Source organism: Roseburia inulinivorans DSM 16841 (genome assembly GCF_000174195.1).
Classification (GTDB): domain Bacteria; phylum Bacillota; class Clostridia; order Lachnospirales; family Lachnospiraceae; genus Roseburia; species Roseburia inulinivorans.
In genome coordinates this window covers 38,528-58,795 of sequence record NZ_ACFY01000086.1, presented here as the reverse complement: position 1 = coordinate 58,795, position 20,268 = coordinate 38,528, and the positions used below count along the sequence as shown (strand labels likewise).

Sequence of the window (20,268 nt, the reverse complement as noted above, 5' to 3'; positions counted from 1 at the left end):
CCAGGGGATATTGCAACCTATACGCTGTGAGCACTGCTCATTGCTTACGCATAGTATTTTGCCTGTGCGCTCCAGAGTTCATAGTATTTGCAGTTCGTCTGTTCCACGAGTTCCTCGTGTGTGCCCTGCTGCACGATCCTGCCCCGGTCAAAGACAACAATCTCATCGCAGAACCGGCAGGAAGAAAGCCTGTGGCTTATGTAAACCGCTGTCCGGTCTCCTACGATCTCATTGAAACTGCTGTACACCTCTGCTTCCGCGATCGGGTCTAAGGCGGCAGTCGGTTCATCTAAGATCAGGAATGCCGCGTTCTGGTACAGTGCCCTTGCAAGTGCGATCTTCTGTTCCTCGCCACCGGAGATGTTCACTCCGTCAGCATCACAATCCTTGTAAAGCCAGGTGTCCAACCCCTTTTTCATCCGGTCGGAATGTACATCAAAGCCAGCAAGCTTCAAGCATTCCTGCACCTTGTCTGCATCATACTCTGTAGATGCCGCCACATTCTGACCTAGTGGAAGGGCAAATAGTTTAAAATCCTGAAAGACAACCGAGAATACAGACATATATTCCTTATACTTGTATTTCTTAATGTTGATTCCATTTAACAGGATCTCGCCTTCTGTCGGATCGTAAAGACGGCACAAAAGCTTGATAAACGTTGATTTTCCAGAACCGTTCTCCCCAACGATTGCTAATTTTTCCCCGATACGGAATTTCAGATTGACATGGTCTAACACTTTTCTGTCTGTGCCTGGATAGCAGAAGCTGACATCCTTAAATTCCACTTCGTACTGACAGTCATTTCTTTTTCCACGGTAAGGCTTCCCTGATACATATCATTCGGTGTATCCAGAAAATCAAAGGTTTTCTTTAAAAATTCCCGGTTTGTATTCACTTCACCAATTGCACCCAAAAATTCCTCCAGATTATGGCTTAAAGCCGTCACCGCACCGATATACTGTGTCACAGCACCGATTCCAAATGCACCTCCGTATGCCTTCAGACAGACAAGCAGATACACCAGACCACTGCAGAGCCGTTCTGTCATATTTGCAGCCGCTGCCAGAACTCCTACTTTTCCTTTTTCCAGACGATCCATCTCGGTTCCGATTCCCCAGACTTTATTTTTCTCATAAAGTCCCATAGCAGCCGGGATCTGCTCATAAACACGGATATCCTGCTCCCGTTCCCGTTCTCCTGCCATACCTGCCATGAAACTCCAGACACGATTTCCAAAAGTTGCACGCTCCGAAAGCTCTGCAATCATGTTCTGTGCCCGTTCCACAATTCTCGATGCCAAAGTCGTAAATCCCAGTATTCCAGCAAGAAACACAATCGCAAAAAGAGGGCTGTTCATCCACAGAAACGCGCTTTTCACCGCTTTTGCCTGAAAAAAACTCACAGTGAGCATCAATGCTCCGGCAATACCGGCAATTGCCTGCAGCATCCTTTCCAGAGTAAAGACAACCATACACAGCCCAAATCTGCTCCACCGGTTAATTTGTTCAATCTGTAATACTTTATCCTGAATGACGGCATCATCCACTTTTTCAAAATCCAGTGACAACATTTTTTCACTCAAAATGTATCTTAATTTTTCTAACATGCGGTTCCGTTCTACTGTGTAACGGTTCTTAAAATAATGGTAAATCAGTCCCAACAAGCTCTCGATTCCGAGTAAGAGCAGTACCAGATTGCGTAGAACAACCGGATTTTTCGCTCCTGCCAGTTCCGTAATGATCTGTGCCGAAAAATAGATCCCGGCATAAGGAAGCACTGCACCGGTAATCACGTAGAAAATCAGCTCCACTAACATTCCCGGCGACTCTCTCCACCAGATTCCGATTGCCCTTTTATTCATCCCAATTGTCTCACGCATCGAATGCAGCATCTTCCATTCCTCCTTCCGTGTAATACCTGCTCTGCACCTCATACAGATGTGCATATTCTTTTCCTGCTTCCATGAGTTCCTCATGCGTTCCCATCTCCGCAATCCCACCTGCTCCGATTAAAATAATGCGGTCACAGAACCTTGTGGACGCAAGACGGTGCGACACATAAATAGAAGTGGAACCCTTTGTCAATTCATGATATCTCTCGTAGAGATCGCTCTCTGCGATCGGATCTAATGCCGCCGTCGGCTCATCCAGCACGATCACCGGAGCATTTCGGTAGAGTGCCCTTGCAAGCATGAGTCTCTGTGTCTCGCCTCCGGAAAGCTCGTATGCATCCAGATGAACCTTCCGCCCCAGTTTTGTCTCATATTTCTCTGACAGTCTTTCAATGTTTTCTTCCAGACCTGCATCCTTTACTGCCGCCTTCACGCGAGAAAAATCAATCTCATCCACGCACTGTGCCACATTTTCTGCGATTGTTCCCGGCAGAATGGAAAAATCCTGAAAGACTGCGGAAAATAGTCTGTAATACTCTTTTCGGTTATATTTTCGGATATCCTCGCCATTTAAGAGCACACACCCATCTGTCGGGTCAAAAAATCCACACAAAAGCTTCACCAGTGTTGATTTTCCAGCTCCATTTCTTCCCACAACCGCGAGCTTTTCCCCATTTTGTATCGTAAGATTTAAGTTGTGTAACGTATCCTCTGATGCCCCAGGATACCGGAAACTCACATTTTCCAATCGAAGCTCATACTGTCCTGCTGCATTCTTTGGAAGCGGCTCCCCATCTTCAAACCGGTACGGCTCCTCGTAGGAGATCAGTTCCATCACGTCAGAAATCCCAACACCTGACTGCCTGATCTGTGCCACATTTTCCATGATTCCCTGCACCCAGCTTGTAAAACCGCTCACCGCGGAAAAATATAAGATAAACTGTGGGGCATCCATATTTCCTGCAAGCACCTGTCCGATCAGATAGGCATACGCAACTCCATTCCTGATCAGTGCAGAAAAAATGTTCACACAATCTGCCATAAAATGATGGTTTCCCAATGCCCTTTCAAAATGCATGAATATCTCATAATTCTGCTTCATCGTTTTTAACAGCCATTCCTTCATATGAAGAATCCGGATATCTTTTGCAGAGACCGGACTCCACGCCTCACCTCTCAGATACCACATGCATTGCCGCGCATGGTCATTTTCTGCCCTGTTGTTCTGCAGCCATACCACAGACCTCTGTGCCGCCAGATAACTGACAACTGCTGCAAGGATTGTGACTGCCAGAATAAGCACATTCATCCTTTTCATGACAAACAGGTACGCAAGGAATCCCAAAATACAGAACACAAGCTGATTTAACTGTATCCATATAATCTCCGTTGCACTGCTGTTGCTGCTGGTTGCCTGGTTCGTGCGCTCTTTCTTTTCCTGAAAATCTTTTTTCCAAGGTTACAGTAAGATGTTGCGCCAATTTTTTCCGTGATTGCTTTGCAAAGTGACATGCGGATTTCTATCTTTCCCTGATAGGTTGCATTGTTTATGTATTCTTTCAGTCCGGTAAGCAACAGGATTCCACTTGAAAAGAACAGGATAGTTGTCACTAACTCTTTCAATGCGATCTGCTCCTCAATATCGCGCAGTAATACCGGTGTCACGTATAATTCGAGCAGCTGTAATATAAGTGCCAAAATTGCGTCTACAACCAGCCATACCAGCACAGCCGGAGCTTCTTTTACCGCCTGCCGGATCATGAACCTGATCGTTTGGATGACGCCGTATTCTGATTTGTGGTTATTCATTGTGGTTCCTCCGTGAATGTGAAATTTCTAACAGTCTTTACTATAGTACAAAGAAAAAAAGATGCATGTTTCAGGGACGAACTGCATCTTTTCTGGGACGAATTGTATTATTCCTGTGGCAGCAAAATCTCCGTTGTGAAAGCTCCGTCTTCGCTGTTGCGGCTTAGATAGCCACCATAACGCTCCACAATATCATCGATACGAACAAGCCCGAATCCGTGTCCCTGTCCTTTTGTGGTGTGAAATCTGCCACTGATTTTTTTCTGTTTTTTCGTTGCGGTAAAATTGGTGAACGACATGTAAAGCTGGGTATTTTTCATATCCATGTAGATGCGGATCATCCGCTTCTCTTCGGGCAATTGCAGACTCGCCTCAATGGCGTTGTCGAAGAGGTTTCCAATAATAATGCAGAGATCCATCTCCGATGTTTTTAAGGCAACCGGTACATGTGCATCCGCCACAACCGGGATATGCTTTGCTTTTGCCAGAGAGATCTTACTGTTTAAAATGGCATCGGTCATTTTGTTTCCGGTCTTGATCACGGTATCTACGGTAGACAGATCCTCGTCTAACTCATCAAGATATTTGCTGATCTGCGCTAAGTCACCGTCTTTCGCATAACTTTTGAGTACCTGGATATGATTCCGGTAATCATGACGCCAGCCACGGATCTGACGGTACATGTTCTCCACCTCCTGATAGTGAGTCTGAACTAACTCGCTCTGGTAGGCGGCTAATTGTCTGTTAATGTATTTGGATAGCAGGGACATTGTTTTTTATCTCCTCGGGCAATTATTCTTTTATTTCAATTTTTCACGTATCTTAAAAATATTTTATAAACGCCTCATTCAGCTTCTTATAGCTTCCTCTTGGAACCAGAAGTTTCTCCCCGGTGTTCAAAATCAGCTCCGTCTTGCCAATACGTCTCACATAATTGAGATTCACCAGATATGACCGCCCCACGCGGACAAATGCTTCATCCAGTTTTGCTTCCAGCTCTGACAAAGTGCCACGCACCTCGTAATCATTATCCGCATGGATGATATTATAATTCCGGTTTGATTCGATAAAACGGATCTCCTTGAGTGGAAGCCTAAGAACTTCTCCGCCACTTTCGACGAGAAGCACGGCATCCGCTGTCTTCAAACGCTCTACCGCCCGATCTAAAACACTGTCTATTTTCTCCTGCGACACGGGTTTTAACAGATAGTGAAGTGCCTCCACATCGTAACCTTCCTGAATGTACTCCATGTACCCAGTCACAAAGATGATCTGCATCTGGCGGTTGTGTTTGCGGATTTCCCTTGCAAGTGCGATACCGTCCATTTTCTCCATCTCGATATCAAGAAACAAAATCTGCGTCCTGTCATATGCCTGTTCAAATAAAAACTGTTCGCTGCTTGCATATTCCTGAATTTTTGTATGATGAAAAGTCTGGCGGAGCCATCCCTCCACCAGACTTTTGATATACGCTCTCTGTTTTTCCTCGTCGTCACAAATTGCTATTTGATATGTCATATTAGCAGATTTCCACAAGTTCGATCTTGAAATTCAATTCTTTTCCTGCCATCTCATGATTTGCATCAAACGTAATAATTCCGGCTTCCTTTGCCACAACCGTAACCGGGAATGGCTGTCCCATCTCATTCTGAAGGTAAACCTGCTGTCCTTCTTCCAGTTCTTCTGCACCCGGCAGCTGGCTGATCTCCACATGAAAGATTGCATTTGGATCAGGCAGACCGTATGCTTCTTCCGGCATCAGGTGGATGTCTTTGATCTGTCCGATCTCCATATCTGCCACTGCACTGTCGAATCCTTTTATGATCATACCGGCTCCGCACACGAACTCTAATGGCTCACCACGGTCATAAGATGAGTCGAATTTTGTTCCATCGTTAAAGGTTCCTGTATAGTGGACTTTTAATGTCTTTCCTACATTTGCTCCCTCGATCTTGCTGCGTTCTCCACAGCCGCATCCACAGCCTTCTCCGCTCTCTGTTCCTTCATGGGAACCGCATCCGCAACTGTGATTTTCCTCTGCATCATGATGTCCGCATCCATGTCCCTCTTCATGATCTCCACAGGTATGTCCCTCCCCATGGTGGTCACAGGTCTGTCCTGCATCTATAAGTTTTCCATTTAAGTAATCTTCGACTGCTTTGTCAGTATCTCCGGATGCACCTGAGCAAACTTCAATCCCCGCCTCTGTAAGGGCATTGATCGCACCGCCACCGATTCCTCCGCAAATCAACGCCTTCACGTTCCTGTCGGCAAGTACTCCGGCAAGTGCGCCATGTCCTACTCCGTTAGAACTGATCACCTCACTAGAGATCACTTTATTATCCTCTATTTCATACACTTTAAAATTCTCTGTTCTTCCAAAATGCTGAAAAACCTCTCCGTTATCATAAGTTACTGCAATTTTCATACTTTCTTTTCCCTTCTCTTTCTTAATTATAAATAACTGACAAGCCACTCTTTTTATTATAACGGATGCATCTGCTTCTGGCAACCTGCCAGCCTCACGCTTCCTGTCGGCGCTAAAATATCATTACTGTGGATCCATAGCTCGTTCCAATCATAAATTATCCTGCTTCAAAAAGTAATTTTTAATAGCCTGCTCCTTTAACTCTTCCCCGATCACAATGATCACTTCCTGCCCCTTCTCGATCGGGTTCATGGTAATTCCATTATGCGTTGCATTCAGCTGTATCCAGCTTCTATCCTCCTTCTGCAAAAAACCTTTTACACGGAATACCTCGCCGCATTCCCTGTCATTCATCAGTTTTCCCACAGTAGTCTTTAACTGTTCCTCCGTCATTTTCACATTCATAAAATAGACAGATTCAAACCCTTTTTTCTCTTCCATATCCAGTTTGCGGTAGCTCTCCATCTGATAGCCGCAGCTAATCAGCCGGTTGAAATCTTCTTCATTCAGATCCAGTGTGCTTTTGCGCAGCACCTCTTTGTCCACCCTGCGCGGACACTTTATCTGTTCCAATGCACGGTTTAGGTGTGCGACCGTGGTGTCTGCCTGCTCCGCTGACACTTCATCCGCATGACTTAAGATAATCTCTCCTGCATTCGCCACCTCCGAAGCCAGAATATATTCTGCCTCCTCAGATAAATGCTCTTCCAGATTTGCATCCACAATCGCAATCACATTTCCCACCTCATACCAGCGGTCTAACGGTTCTTCCCTCAGCGCATCAAAAAATTCGTCCACATCAAAAATACCAGATGGCTCTACTATGACACGGTCATAGCCACACATTCCCATTGCAATCAGTTTTGTCTTAAAACGTCTTCTGTGACAGTCCGCATCACAGCCACCGGAAACCATTTCCAACTCGCAGTTGTCTCCCATCAGATCCTGTAACAGCATCATATCAACATTCACGGCTCCAAAATCGTTCTCAAGGATTCCGATGTTCTGTCCTTTGGCAATGAGATATTCTGCATATTTTTTCAAAAAGGTTGTTTTTCCAGCTCCTAAGAAGCCTGTGATTAAGTCTATTTTTACCATCGCTACCGCCTCTCTACTCCCCATCAGGTTATTTTCTTTCAAAAACTTCTGTCAGAATTGCATTAAATACAGAATACACTATATAGTGGGACAGATTTTATTCCCTGCACCATACCGAAATTTCTTGCTGAAATTCTGATTGCGTATGCAGGCGCATATTTTTCCATGTAAACCATCATACTTTTTGCTTTTACATGATTTCCTGCTTTACATTCCACCGGAATTACATGATTTTCTTTTTGTATCAGAAAATCCACTTCTGCTGTATTATCTGATTCCCATATCGCTATAATATAGTTTAAATGCACTTAAATCCTGATATGCAACAACTGTATAAAATCCCTGTGTGCACTTCATGCATTTGTTCAAATTCCTGCATAGCCTCCTCATGAAGTGCATCCTCTAATGGTACATTACTATTATAATGTTCCCGGATGGTATCTGAAAGTATTTGTTTTCCCTTTGCCCACAACACCTCTTCCAAATCCATTGGATACATTGCCAACATTTGTACTTTTCCTACCGGGAATGAGTATTTTTCACGATTTACAGCTACTCTTAATAAACTTCCAGCTACCATTACATGATACTCTGGTGCCTCTTCCGCAAAATATTTAAAAGATGTCAATGCCCTCTCACACATCTGTATTTCATCAAAAATGATAAGAGTTTCTTCCGGCACAATTTTTACTTGATAATATTTTTCCAACCTGTCTTGCCCCATAGATCAAAAGTGGCATGCGCCCCTTTGTCTGCTTTTTCCATTCACATAATTTATCCGTTATTTTTCATTTCATATATGCATCGCCCTTGCATTCGTGTGTTTTAGTATATTATATTACACTTTTCATATGAATAAATGTATTTTTTTACATTTAATACCGGTTGTGCACCTTCTCCGCAAAACATAAAACATCCTTAATCTCAACTTTCGTTCCATCATCCAGCACTGTGGTTCCACTCATCCGTCCAAACACCTGATGCTGGTCAGATACGATCAGTTTATAATCCAGACATGCGGATCTGTCCAGAAGCGGCATAAAATCCATCTCAAATCTTCCGTCACTGGAAGTGAATTTCCACGGCTTGCAATAATCATCCTCCGGGATCACAAAAGTCACATCATCGATTTTGTGTGCCACGCCGTCATAGAAGATCACGTTTTCCGAAGCTGCTTTCGTATTTCCGAATCCATAGCCGATATTAAACCCAAATGCATGTCCATCTACATCGCAGTTCCCGGAACCCCAGTACCAAGTGTTATCATATGTCCACACACCTCGTCCCCAGTCGAGCGTTCCGAAATGTTTTTCCGGATGAAATTCGTACCGCTTTCCATTATATTCTGCAAAACCTTCCGCGCGCATACAATTGATTTTCTGGTTATAATAGAATCTTCCTTTTTTGTCCCACGGTGTTGCGATAACCATCGTATCCATTTGGGGCTGCTGCAACCGGATGTCGCAGGAGAATGGCTTGCCCTGATAGAAGTTATCAAACTCACAGATAATATGACGTATTATAATATTTCTTCCTGTTTTTTCTTTTCCAGCTATTGATTTCCCTACTACACTTCTTTCTGATAGATTTTCAGGATTTTTTTCTAATACATATTTTAACCGCAAATTCTTCTTCTCATAAACAATATCGCCCTCTGAAGAATTTGTCGGCATTTGCAATTTTCCCATTGGAAATGCATCTAAGACTGTCTCTGTATGCTCCCACGGCTTCCCGGAAAAATCAAGCAGCGACACTGACTGTAACCCCACATACCCATCATCCGAAAGCGTAAATGCAACTGCACAGTCGTCTCCGACCACAAGATAGTAATCCCACTCTTTGATCAGAAACTTCAGTGCTTTTGATCTGTGTTCTGGAATACTGCTGCAGCTGGCTCCTCGACCAGCCCGGCTCTGCGATATTGCCATTTGCATCTAATAACTGCTGCTTTGCTGTTACTTCGTGATTTCTTGCTGACATATGCATTCCCCCATTTCTACCAAAAATCCGTATGTGCTATATCTCAACCATAACACATAAGGATTTTCTCTTCAAGAAGTGTAAATATCATAATTTTTCGGCTGAAACCTTGGATTTTTCACTCCAATACCCGGTTCGAAACTCTTCTCATAAGCATCCCTGTCTTTAGCTTGCAAATCCATATAAAAATGGTTCTGCACCATATCCCGGTACTCATCTATCACCTGCTCATAGGACGCAGCCGCTCCGGCAACACTGTCCGCCTGATTTTCTGCTAAGCCCTGAAATCATCAATCATCTGTTGTATCTCATCCATTTCTTTTTTCGACAGCTTCTTTCCGGAAGCAAACGCTGCGATAAATGCCGGAAGGGAACCCTGAAATGTCTCTTCCACGAACTGTCCGCTCTTTGCAGCATAAAAGGCTTCCCTGGACACAATGGAAGTGACCACGCCGTCCTCATTTTTCATGATGCCTTTCTCACAGAGTTTGCGGAGCACCGTGTAGGTTGTGGATTTCTTCCACTCAAACTGCTCGCTGCACAGCTTCACTAATTCCCCGGAACTGACCGGTTCTCTCTCCCAGATCAGTTCTGCAAATTCTGTCTGGATTGCGCCCAATTCGTAATCTCCCATAGTTTTCCCCCCTTATTTAAAATGGTCGGTTTATTTGTAACAGATCTTACTTTTTGGTTTATTCCGAATAAACCTTATGGTTTTAGCCTATCCAAAATAAACCAGTCTGTCAAGTAGATTTCATTATTTTAATAGAAATAAAATCTTTTGAAGCATTGTTCATCTTAAAATAAAAAAATGAATTAAAAAAAGACGGATTATAAGGTGTCACTTTCCAACACTTTATAATCCATCTTTCTATTACGTTTTATATTTTCCCGCAGTTTTACGACTTTACGCTGCTTTTCTCCAACTTAGGATCTATGCGGCAATTCTTACACCTGAATCCGGTCTGCAATTTCATTTCCCATTGCAAATCTCGATCCTTTTACCCCAACGATCAATGCGTCCTTCAGCTTTCGGATAATCTGTATATTATCTCCCTCTTCCACATGATGTTCGCGCAGGAAATCCATGACTTCCGGCACACCAAACATCCACTGGATCGTATAGCTTCTTCCGATTGCAGCCTTTGATAATTTCTGCATAAAAATGCCCCCTTTTCTTTCATTGTAAGAACAGTATGCCCTGTTAGTCAATGGAAATGTAAGGTTAGGAAAGACTTTTTTTGCAGGTATTTTTTCCCTGAAATTCAAGGTTTTGTTGCTGCTATCCACATGACAATCTGTTTGTTTTGAATAACTTTCGGTTAATAAGTATTCATCTGCGCCGCAAAAATCCTGCTGCACAGCTCATTATATGTTTCTTCGGAAACTTCGTCGCTATTGATCACGTATATTGAACCTTTTTCCGGATCATTTTCATCTCTGTATTCTTCCGAAAAATCCATCTCATTCACTTTGCTGTCAGCCCCATCATATCTTTCCATATGATAAACCTTGTAACCACTGTTCATCTCATTGCTGTACAAGATCCATACATATCCCTGATAATAGGTATAAGACAGACTTTCAGCTGTCCCATCTCCTGCAGCAAATTCATACACTTCACCATCTCTGGCATCCAAATATTTTCCGCCATAAGGTCCACAAAGTATCAGTTCCTCTTCTCCATCATTATCAAGATCTTCCCGATCTCCAATGGAATAAGCATCCCACTCTTCGCTATCCATATCTAATTCTGTAATATAAAAAGTTTTCGCTGTGTCATACAGACAATGCGCACTGACTTCTCCATTTACAAATCTGTCCAGCAGTTCATCTGCTGACATCTGCACAAAACCTTCATTTGAATCCCCACTTGTCTCCTCTGTAGAAAACGTAATATCTCCTTCTAACGTGTCATTTTCGACCAGATTACTGTCTTTTATCTCCGATACAGATTTACCACACCCTGAAATTATAGTAAAACCCACAAAAAAAATGACTGATAATTTTTTACTATTCATGTTGCCGCCTGTCTCTGTTGTTTTCTGTAAAATTCTAAATTAATATCATTTTCTGCTTTTTCATTACAGCGCAAACATTTCCTGACAGATGTTCTTTCCACTCTCTGTCTTAAAAATATTTTGATATGCCTGCAAAGCTGCTTCTTTCGCCAGTCCATCCTCCAGAATATTCACCAGAAAATCAGCCTCCACAAGAATCTGATAATCAATACCATCGATTGCATCATAAGTATGATGATGTGCGATCAGGTATTTCACACGCTCGATCACGTTTTCCTCAAACTGCAGCTCTTTTAACAATTTTTCTGCAATCGCAGGTCCTTCCTTTTCCTGAAGCTTTCCGTTTGAACTGCCGTATTTTTCCTCACACAGATGGATACCAATATCATGCGTCAACGCAGCCGCTTCCAGAATAAATAAAGTGTCTGCATCTACGTGCTCCATCTCCGCGATCAGCTTCGCATAGCTGTGCACCTTGCAGAAATGCTGGATTCGCATTGGATCTCCACTGTATAAACGAATCATTTCATAATGTAATCTGTTGATCATATTGTTTTCTTCCTTTGCTTCTTCCAAATCTTAAATAGCAAGCAGATTCTTAATCGCTTCCATATATATAAGAACCGCCTCTTCCATCTCAGAAACAAGGATAAATTCATCTGCGCTGTGAATATGATAATCCATTCCCATTTTTTCCGGTCCAAATGCAATGATATTCTTCAATGATTTTGCATAAGTACCGCCACCAATCACCATTGGTTCATGTTCTGTGTCACCTGTCACATCTACATATGCTTTGTACAGCGCATTTACAAGTGGAGATTCTCTTGGGAAAAATAATGGATCACCAATTTCTCCAATCTCAATCCGTCCATTTTCATCCTCTAACCTTGCCTCACACATTGTACGGACATCTGCTGCTTTCAATGTCACCGGCACACGGATATCGATCGTGCATGAAATGATACCATCTTCCGTTTTGACAATTCCGTTGCATAAAGTCAGGACACCATACTTATCCTCAAATTTCAATCCTACACCAGCGCCATCACAAGATGTTCCGATATGTTCATTATAAAATTTTACAAAATCATCTTCAAATCCGGCTTTTTCCATGCACTCAAATGTCACACCGGCCGCATTGACACCAAGTTCCGGCATACTTGCATGTGCAGGTACACCTTTTGCAAAAATAGTAATCTGTCCATTTTCCTCTGTCACACGATACTGCTGAAGCTTTGTCTCTGCAAGAGAAGCCTCTAATTTTTCTTTCAGTCCCGCCTCTGTTGGAATCACAGTTGTACAGGTATCACATACAGCATTTGACACAAATCCACCGTTCATGGAAATGATTTTTGTATTTTTCGAGTAAGCTGTCATAGACATATGCCCTTTTTCGCCGTGTATACATGGAAAATTGGCATCCGGTGTAAATCCACAGGATAACTCTTCCGCAACCTCGTTGTAATGCTCCATACATTTTGAGCCGGTCTCCTCGTTGCATCCCATGATGAGGCGGACTCTTTTATTCAGTTTTACACCCGAATCCCGGAGAAGTTTCATCGCATAGAGTGCCTCTAAAACAGGTCCCTTATCGTCCGTTGTTCCACGACCATATACATGGTCGCCTTCTCTGGTCAGCTTAAATGGATCATAAGTCCAGTCACCGCCTACCGGCACGATATCTAAATGTCCTGCAATACCAACGATCTCTTCTCCCTCGCCCATCTCTGCATAACCACAATAATGATCCAGATTTACAGTCTTAAATCCTAATTCTTCTGCAATTTTTAATCCTTCTTCCAGTGCCTTTGCCGGACCTGCACCAAATGGTTTTCCCTCTTTCGGTGTGCCGAGCTGTGAATCAATTGCAACTAATCTTCCTAAATTTGCTATCATTTCCTCTGACAATGTGTGGATTTGTTCTTTCATGTTCATAATTCTTTATTCCTTTCCTATATATTAAAATTTGTTTCAAACATCTCTTATATACCTAAATATGCGTTCACTTTTTCCGGTGTATCCAGCCGCAAAGCCATGATGGTTCCATAGATCATATAATCAACCACATCTTTCGTGATTTTCTCCTCAAATCTCGCCTTCATTTGATCCGGATATTGATGCACCAGAAAATGCACCCGGTAATTGTCATCTTTTCTGGAAATAAATGCACTGATATACAATCCATTTATAGCTGCGGTCAGGACCTCATCGTCTGTAATTTTTATATCCAAATGATAAGACTTTGAAACAAGATAAAAATCTTCCCCACGTTTTTCAATCTTCTTATCCGTAATCTCTCCAATGGAAAAATCCTGCACATGATTTGCCGTTACAAGAAGAAACTGCGTGTCTAATTCTTTTTCATAAACATAATTTAAAATATCTCTCGGTGTATACTGCATGATTCGGTCATCTCCATGTAAGCTTTTGGTATATCTTATAGTATCTGCGTTTTCTCAATGATTTAGATCTTCTTCTGTATAAAATGTACCTGTCATCTGCGCATTGATCTCTGCAATTTCACGTTTTCCATTAATATAATCTGCATAGATATCCCAGAGATCCATGTCGCAGTCCTGTAAACCGTCATCATCTGGAATCCATGCCTTAATCAGCGCAATCCGTTCCTCTTTTGTTGTATCTTTGATCAAATTTGATTTCATATTCTCGTCTGGAGACAATTATTGTGTTATCTCTGCTCCTTTGTTATTATAAAACGATTCATAATCGTTATATGATTAATTTAAGATTGCAGTGCACGCCAGAAAAATCAGAGATTTCCCTGGCTGACGGGCATTCGCTTCGCTCGGCAGTCTTTATTATACCATAAATCATTTCTGTGTGCGAATTGAATATCGTGCATCCCCACTGAACGTTTTTTTGTAATGGGAACCAAGTTTCCCGGTACATAAAAAAGACTTCCGGTATTTCCGAAAGCCCTTTTGTACACTATACAAACTTTTTTATCCACGGAAATCAATATGCTGTCCGACCTGCAATTCTGCTTCTGTCTGAACATTGTCGCTCTTCATGGAAAACGTATAATCATTGATTTTCTTGATCAGTTCCTCAATTGAACCTGCCGAAATCGTAATGGTATCGTCATCATCTGACGTTTGCTGTGCTTCCTTTAACTTGTCCTGCTTTTCCTTCTTCTCAGCTTTCTTTTCCTCTGCCTTCTTTGCTTCTTTCTTCTCGACTGCTTTTTTCTCGATACGCGCTTTCTGATCCGCAGAAGATTTCTTCAGAACTGCAAAAAATGATGCTGTTCCTCCATCATTAACCTTCATTCCGTAGCCTACAACGTTCTGACTCTGACCGGATGATTCAATCTGGGATTTTAACTGTGATAAGCCGGACGCTGCATTTTTAATAATGCCCTCGTACTGTTTTCTATAATTTTCATCTGTCGCCATCCGCTCGATTTTTTCTTCATCAATCAAAACGACCATTTTGTTTCCATTTGCATAGGATGCTGCATTTGCCTGTGCATTGGCTTTCTGTTCTTTGCTCACCAGAATAAAGTCCATATTAGAATACTTTTTCTTTAATTCCTGATAATACTTTACCCCTTCTTCAGAAAGCTTCGCATTTCCGATGGTCTTACCATAATTTCCGTTTGTCTTGGAAACTTTGGAATTTTCTGTACCTATCACATTTTCCTTATTTGTTTTTCCAGTTTTGGACTGTGTACTGTAAGTACTGTAAAGATTAGATACAATTGAATCTGTGTTGACTGCCATGTCATTCCCTCCCATATCACGATACGGTTATTGCAAATCCGTTTGCATTTACTTGTTATTTATTATATCGGGCAAATTTCTGAAAAATTGACACACAAAAAGCAAACCTACTTATTTATCAGGTTTGCTTTTTTAGATATTAGAACATATTTTTTTCTGAATAAAATGCTTTCACATAAAGAAACCGCAACCCCTGATTACTCAAGGATTGCGGAATATAATCCAAAACCTGTTAAACAATAAAATGCACACTTCGTTAGCATTCTATTGTCATGAATTATAAATTACTCGATGATTGTAGCAACACGACCTGAACCTACAGTACGGCCACCTTCACGGATAGCGAATGTAAGACCCTGCTCCATAGCTACTGGGTGAATTAATTCGATAGTCATTTCGATGTTATCACCTGGCATACACATTTCAACACCATCTGGTAAATCGCAAACACCTGTAACGTCTGTTGTTCTGAAGTAGAACTGTGGACGATAGTTGTTGAAGAATGGAGTATGACGTCCACCTTCGTCTTTTGTTAAAACGTAAACCTGAGCTGTGAATTTTCTGTGGCATGTTACAGTACCTGGTTTAGCAAGAACCTGTCCACGAACGATCTGGTCACGGTTAACACCACGAAGTAATGCACCGATGTTATCACCAGCCATAGCCTCGTCTAACTGTTTACGGAACATCTCGATACCAGTTACAACTGTAGACTGAACATCTTCTTTAACACCTAAGATCTCAAGTGGATCATTTAAGTGAAGTGTTCCTCTCTCTACTCTACCTGTAGCAACTGTACCACGACCTGTGATTGTGAATACGTCCTCTACTGGCATTAAGAATGGTTTATCTGTATCACGCTGTGGATCTGGAATATAGGAATCAACTGTATCCATTAATTCCATGATTTTGTCTCCCCAAGGTCCCATTGGATCTTCAAGAGCTTTTAAAGCAGATCCCTGGATGATTGGGCAGTCATTGAATCCGTACTCTTCGAGCTGTTCTGTGATTTCCATCTCAACTAACTCTAATAATTCTGGATCGTCAACCATATCACATTTGTTCATGAATACTACGATGTAAGGTACACCTACCTGACGGGATAATAAGATGTGCTCTTTTGTCTGAGCCATAACACCGTCAGTAGCAGCTACTACAAGGATAGCTCCATCCATCTGAGCAGCACCAGTGATCATGTTCTTAACGTAGTCAGCATGTCCAGGACAGTCAACGTGTGCGTAATGTCTCTTCTCTGTCTCGTACTCAACGTGAGCAGTAGAAATTGTGATACCACGTTCTCTTTCTTCTGGAGCTTTATCGATGTTAGCGAAATCTACAGCTGCGTTACCAGCTACTCTTTCAGATAAAACTTTTGTGATAGCTGCTGTTAAAGTTGTTTTACCATGATCTACGTGACCAATGGTACCGATATTACAATGTGGTTTTGTTCTTTCAAACTTAGCTTTTGCCATTTTGAATATCCTCCTTAAATTGATGCCATATTGGCTATAGTTGTTATATTTAATAACTCGGCTATCTATGATTATATAAAATAATCTTAGCTTTTTCAAGTTATTTTTATCACAGAATCCCTTATTTTAAGGGATTTCTGTGATTTAATATTGTTTTTAGATTCTGTTACACAGAAATAACTGAAATCAGTTATAAGCCATGCTTTTTTTCAGAATTTATTTGGATTTATCTGCAAGAACTTTTTCCTGAACAGATTTTGGTACTGGCTCATATTTCTCGAAGAACATAGAGTAGTTACCACGTCCCTGTGTCTTAGAACGTAAGTCTGTAGAGTAACCGAACATCTCAGCAAGTGGTACATATGCTTTAACCATTTTACCACCACCGATATCGTCCATACCCTCGATACGTCCACGACGGGAGTTGATATCACCGATTACATCACCCATGTATTCTTCAGGCATTGTAACTTCTACCTTCATGATAGGCTCAAGTAATACTGGTGAAGCTTTTGCCATAGCCTCTTTGAATGCCATAGATCCAGCGATGTGGAATGCCATTTCAGAAGAGTCGACCTCATGGTAAGATCCATCGTATACGTTAGCGTGAACACCAAGAACTGGGAATCCGCCAAGAATACCTGCCTGAGCAGCTTCTTCGATACCTTCACCAACTGCTGGGATGTATTCCTTAGGAATAGCACCACCGACAACGGTAGATTCGAATTTGAATGTCTCTTCGCCGTTTGGATCCATCGGCTCAAATTTAACTTTACAGTGTCCGTACTGACCACGTCCACCGGACTGTTTTGCATATTTGTACTCAACATCTACAGGTTTTGTAAATGTCTCTTTGTAAGCTACCTGTGGAGCACCTACGTTAGCTTCTACTTTGAATTCACGAAGCAGACGGTCAACGATGATTTCCAAATGTAACTCACCCATACCAGCAATGATTGTCTGACCAGTTTCCTGATCTGTGTGAGCACGGAATGTAGGATCTTCTTCCGCAAGTTTTGCAAGAGCCTCACCCATTTTACCCTGTCCAGCTTTTGTCTTAGGCTCGATAGCGAGCTCGATAACTGGTTCTGGGAATTCCATGGACTCTAAGATTACCGGATGCTGTTCATCACAGATTGTATCACCAGTTGTTGTAAATTTGAAACCTACAGCAGCTGCGATATCTCCGGAGTAAACTTTATCTAATTCCGCACGTTTGTTGGCATGCATCTGTAAGATACGTCCAACACGTTCTTTTTTATCTTTTGTAGCATTTAATACATAAGAACCGGAGTTCATTGTACCAGAGTAAACTCTGAAGAATGCAAGCTTACCAACGAATGGGTCAGCCATGATCTTGAATGCTAATGCAGCGAAAGGTTCTTCATCAGAAGAATGTCTCTCTACTTCATTACCATCTAAGTCAACACCTTTGATAGCTGGGATATCTGTTGGAGCTGGCATGTACTCGATAACTGCATCGATTAACTTCTGTACACCTTTGTTTCTGTAAGCAGAACCACAGCAAACAGGTACAGCAGTACATTCACATGTAGCTTTTCTTAATACTTTCTTCATCTCCTCAACAGATGGTTCCTCACCCTCAAGGTACATCATCATTAAGTCATCATCTAACTCGCAGACTTTCTCTACTAATTCTGCATGATAAAGTTCAGCTTCATCAGCCATATCACCTAAATCATCTGTTACAGTGATATCGTCACCTTTATCATCATTGTAGATATAAGCCTTCATCTCGAATAAGTCGATAATTCCTTTGAAATCGTCCTCTTTACCGATTGGTAACTGAAGACAGATAGCATTTTTTCCTAATCTTGTACGAATCTGATCAACAGCTCCGTAGAAGTTAGCACCTAAGATGTCCATCTTGTTAATGAAAGCCATTCTAGGTACGTTGTAGGTATCAGCCTGACGCCATACATTTTCTGACTGTGGTTCAACACCACCCTTTGCACAGAATACACCGACAGCACCATCAAGTACACGAAGGGAACGCTCTACCTCTACAGTAAAGTCTACGTGTCCAGGAGTATCAATGATGTTGATACGATGCTCTAAAGCACCTTTCTTTGGTTTTGTGAACTCTTCCAAAGTCCAGTGGCATGTAGTAGCGGCTGATGTAATTGTGATACCTCTTTCCTGCTCCTGTTCCATCCAGTCCATGGTAGCAGTACCTTCATGAGTATCACCAATCTTATAGTTAACACCGGTATAGTAAAGAATACGCTCTGTTAATGTTGTTTTACCAGCATCAATATGAGCCATAATACCAATGTTTCTGGTTCTCTCTAATGGATATTCTCTTCCAGCCAAGGTTTTTCCTCCTTAATTTACTACGCCGATATGCGCAGAACATTTTTATAATACTTGAGAGCAAAGTTGCTTTGCTCCCGGTATCTATTCATATGGCAAATGATATTAGAAGCGGTAATGAGCGAATGCTTTGTTTGCTTCTGCCATTTTGTGCATATCTTCTTTTCTCTTAACAGATGCACCTGTGTTGTTAGCTGCATCCATGATTTCATTTGCAAGTCTTTCTTCCATGGTCTTCTCACCTCTGTTACGTGAGAAAGTTGTTAACCAACGAAGTCCTAAAGCCTGACGACGGTCTGGTCTAACTTCGATTGGTACCTGGTATGTTGCACCACCAATACGTCTAGCCTTTACTTCAAGAACAGGCATAACGTTATTCATGGCTTCTTCAAATACCTCAAGAGCAGGTCTTTCTGTTTTCTCTTCTACTCTTGCGAAAGCTCCATATACAATTTTCTGTGCTACACCTTTCTTACCATCTAACATAATGTTATTGACAAGCTTTGTAACGACTTTGTTATTGTAAATTGGATCTGCTAATACGTCTCTTTTCTGAGTATGTCCTTTACGTGGCACGGTTCTTCCCTCCTTAATCATAATTTACTATACAGGTCTTCCCTGCATTTACTGTGTCCGGTTTCCCGGCTCTGCAACATTTGCAATGAAAGTTCAATGCAACATGTTGTCAGTGAACTTCATTTCGATTAATTCAACGGTACTCACATGTGTAAAATGGGCAAGCCCATCTCGGAACAAAATCTTGTTCCCCCTTAGTGTTCGTGCGGAAATATATCTCTAGTGAAACAATTCCAACACTAAACCTTTTAGTTCTGTTTGTGATACTATTGGTTTTACTTCATTCTGTAATCAAAAATTACTTAGAAGCCTTTGGTCTCTTAGCGCCGTATTTAGAACGAGCCTGTTTTCTGTTAGCAACACCTGCTGTATCAAGTGTACCACGGATGATGTGATATCTTGTACCTGGTAAGTCCTTAACACGTCCACCACGGATCATAACAACGCTATGCTCCTGTAAGTTGTGTCCTTCACCTGGAATGTAACTTGTTACTTCGATTCCGTTAGAGAGACGTACTCTGGCGATCTTTCTAAGAGCTGAGTTAGGTTTTTTAGGAGTAGCTGTCTTAACAGCTGTACAAACACCTCTCTTCTGTGGAGAAGGAGCATCTGTAGGTCTCTTCTGTAAAGAGTTGTAACCCTTCTGAAGTGCAGGTGCTGTAGACTTCTTAACAGATGTCTGACGTCCTTTTCTTACTAACTGGTTAAATGTTGGCATTATTTTCACCTCCTGTTAATATTATGTGAACAAAAAAGTTCAAACTGCATGCCTTTTTGTGCACGCTAAATTATTATATAGGTGTCCATCCCAGATGTCAAGCACTTTTACATAGATTTTTCTTACGCTTTTAAAGCATTTCCAATATCTGGCTTTTTATACCAGATATTATGATTACGAAAAAAGAGGAACAGA

Annotated in this window: 23 protein-coding genes and 1 pseudogene; all 24 read right to left on the bottom strand. The window is 41.8% G+C overall.

What is annotated here, in order from left to right:
* Positions 1–44: 44 nt before the first annotated feature.
* On the bottom strand, positions 45–785 hold the full coding sequence (locus tag ROSEINA2194_RS22005) for an ABC transporter ATP-binding protein (protein WP_252832571.1): 741 nt from the start codon (positions 783–785) through the stop codon (positions 45–47).
* Positions 731–1,891 (bottom strand): hypothetical protein, encoded by a 1,161-nt coding sequence (locus ROSEINA2194_RS22000; protein ID WP_049887990.1) that lies wholly within the window; start codon positions 1,889–1,891, stop codon positions 731–733. Before ROSEINA2194_RS22000 ends, ROSEINA2194_RS22005 begins: the two co-directional genes overlap by 55 nt.
* The gene (locus tag ROSEINA2194_RS08790) at positions 1,872–3,200 is read right to left on the bottom strand and encodes an ABC transporter ATP-binding protein (protein ID WP_172727079.1); all 1,329 of its coding nucleotides are present in this window, start codon (positions 3,198–3,200) and stop codon (positions 1,872–1,874) included. The genes ROSEINA2194_RS22000 and ROSEINA2194_RS08790 overlap by 20 nt, the downstream gene beginning before the upstream one ends.
* Positions 3,201–3,256: 56 nt before the next feature.
* A complete protein-coding gene (locus ROSEINA2194_RS19705; RefSeq protein ID WP_007885839.1) occupies positions 3,257–3,700 on the bottom strand; it encodes a hypothetical protein in 444 nt (147 codons plus the stop codon).
* A 107-nt stretch (positions 3,701–3,807) separates the two neighbouring features.
* Complete coding sequence (locus ROSEINA2194_RS08785) at positions 3,808–4,470, bottom strand: sensor histidine kinase (RefSeq protein WP_007885837.1); 663 nt, start codon at positions 4,468–4,470, stop codon at positions 3,808–3,810.
* Between the two features lie 52 nt (positions 4,471–4,522).
* A complete protein-coding gene (locus ROSEINA2194_RS08780) occupies positions 4,523–5,218 on the bottom strand; it encodes a LytR/AlgR family response regulator transcription factor (RefSeq protein WP_007885834.1) in 696 nt (231 codons plus the stop codon).
* Position 5,219: 1 nt separating this feature from the next.
* Positions 5,220–6,128 (bottom strand): NifB/NifX family molybdenum-iron cluster-binding protein, encoded by a 909-nt coding sequence (locus tag ROSEINA2194_RS08775; RefSeq protein WP_044927547.1) that lies wholly within the window; start codon positions 6,126–6,128, stop codon positions 5,220–5,222.
* Between the two features lie 150 nt (positions 6,129–6,278).
* Positions 6,279–7,226 (bottom strand): GTP-binding protein, encoded by a 948-nt coding sequence (locus tag ROSEINA2194_RS08770; RefSeq protein ID WP_044927531.1) that lies wholly within the window; start codon positions 7,224–7,226, stop codon positions 6,279–6,281.
* Positions 7,227–7,288: 62 nt separating this feature from the next.
* A complete protein-coding gene (locus tag ROSEINA2194_RS24055; RefSeq protein WP_007885831.1) occupies positions 7,289–7,534 on the bottom strand; it encodes a DUF4143 domain-containing protein in 246 nt (81 codons plus the stop codon).
* Entirely contained in the window at positions 7,525–7,935 is a 411-nt protein-coding gene (locus ROSEINA2194_RS22960) for an AAA family ATPase (RefSeq protein WP_321576005.1), read from the bottom strand. The genes ROSEINA2194_RS24055 and ROSEINA2194_RS22960 overlap by 10 nt, the downstream gene beginning before the upstream one ends.
* A gap of 166 nt (positions 7,936–8,101) precedes the next feature.
* Positions 8,102–9,160, bottom strand: coding sequence for a DUF2804 domain-containing protein (locus ROSEINA2194_RS08755; protein ID WP_007885820.1), 1,059 nt, complete (start codon positions 9,158–9,160; stop codon positions 8,102–8,104).
* Positions 9,135–9,206: pseudogene (locus ROSEINA2194_RS23910) on the bottom strand (DUF2804 family protein); the annotation flags it as partial. The pseudogene ROSEINA2194_RS23910 and the gene ROSEINA2194_RS08755, both read right to left, overlap by 26 nt.
* Positions 9,207–9,480: 274 nt before the next feature.
* Positions 9,481–9,840, bottom strand: coding sequence for a BlaI/MecI/CopY family transcriptional regulator (locus tag ROSEINA2194_RS08750; protein WP_007885816.1), 360 nt, complete (start codon positions 9,838–9,840; stop codon positions 9,481–9,483).
* A 314-nt stretch (positions 9,841–10,154) separates the two neighbouring features.
* Complete coding sequence (locus tag ROSEINA2194_RS08745; protein WP_044927530.1) at positions 10,155–10,367, bottom strand: FeoA family protein; 213 nt, start codon at positions 10,365–10,367, stop codon at positions 10,155–10,157.
* 161 nt (positions 10,368–10,528) lie between these two features.
* Entirely contained in the window at positions 10,529–11,227 is a 699-nt protein-coding gene (locus ROSEINA2194_RS08740) for a hypothetical protein (protein ID WP_007885814.1), read from the bottom strand.
* Between the two features lie 63 nt (positions 11,228–11,290).
* Positions 11,291–11,776: an HD domain-containing protein gene (locus ROSEINA2194_RS08735; protein ID WP_044927546.1), complete on the bottom strand. Its 486-nt coding sequence runs from the start codon at positions 11,774–11,776 to the stop codon at positions 11,291–11,293.
* Positions 11,777–11,806: 30 nt separating this feature from the next.
* Positions 11,807–13,165 (bottom strand): M20 family metallopeptidase, encoded by a 1,359-nt coding sequence (locus ROSEINA2194_RS08730; protein ID WP_007885811.1) that lies wholly within the window; start codon positions 13,163–13,165, stop codon positions 11,807–11,809.
* Positions 13,166–13,212: 47 nt separating this feature from the next.
* Complete coding sequence (locus ROSEINA2194_RS08725; protein WP_007885809.1) at positions 13,213–13,632, bottom strand: hypothetical protein; 420 nt, start codon at positions 13,630–13,632, stop codon at positions 13,213–13,215.
* A gap of 54 nt (positions 13,633–13,686) precedes the next feature.
* Positions 13,687–13,893 (bottom strand): hypothetical protein, encoded by a 207-nt coding sequence (locus ROSEINA2194_RS08720; protein ID WP_007885807.1) that lies wholly within the window; start codon positions 13,891–13,893, stop codon positions 13,687–13,689.
* Between the two features lie 300 nt (positions 13,894–14,193).
* Positions 14,194–14,973 (bottom strand): DUF6033 family protein, encoded by a 780-nt coding sequence (locus tag ROSEINA2194_RS08715; protein ID WP_118202410.1) that lies wholly within the window; start codon positions 14,971–14,973, stop codon positions 14,194–14,196.
* Between the two features lie 284 nt (positions 14,974–15,257).
* Positions 15,258–16,445 carry an elongation factor Tu gene (gene tuf / locus ROSEINA2194_RS08710; protein WP_007885800.1) on the bottom strand — a complete coding sequence of 396 codons (1,188 nt, stop codon included), beginning with the start codon at positions 16,443–16,445 and terminating at the stop codon, positions 15,258–15,260.
* 216 nt (positions 16,446–16,661) lie between these two features.
* Entirely contained in the window at positions 16,662–18,779 is a 2,118-nt protein-coding gene (fusA, locus tag ROSEINA2194_RS08705) for an elongation factor G (RefSeq protein ID WP_044927529.1), read from the bottom strand.
* A gap of 105 nt (positions 18,780–18,884) precedes the next feature.
* The gene (rpsG, locus tag ROSEINA2194_RS08700; protein WP_021923052.1) at positions 18,885–19,355 is read right to left on the bottom strand and encodes a 30S ribosomal protein S7; all 471 of its coding nucleotides are present in this window, start codon (positions 19,353–19,355) and stop codon (positions 18,885–18,887) included.
* A 298-nt stretch (positions 19,356–19,653) separates the two neighbouring features.
* Complete coding sequence (rpsL, locus tag ROSEINA2194_RS08695) at positions 19,654–20,073, bottom strand: 30S ribosomal protein S12 (RefSeq protein WP_007885793.1); 420 nt, start codon at positions 20,071–20,073, stop codon at positions 19,654–19,656.
* Positions 20,074–20,268: the final 195 nt, after the last annotated feature.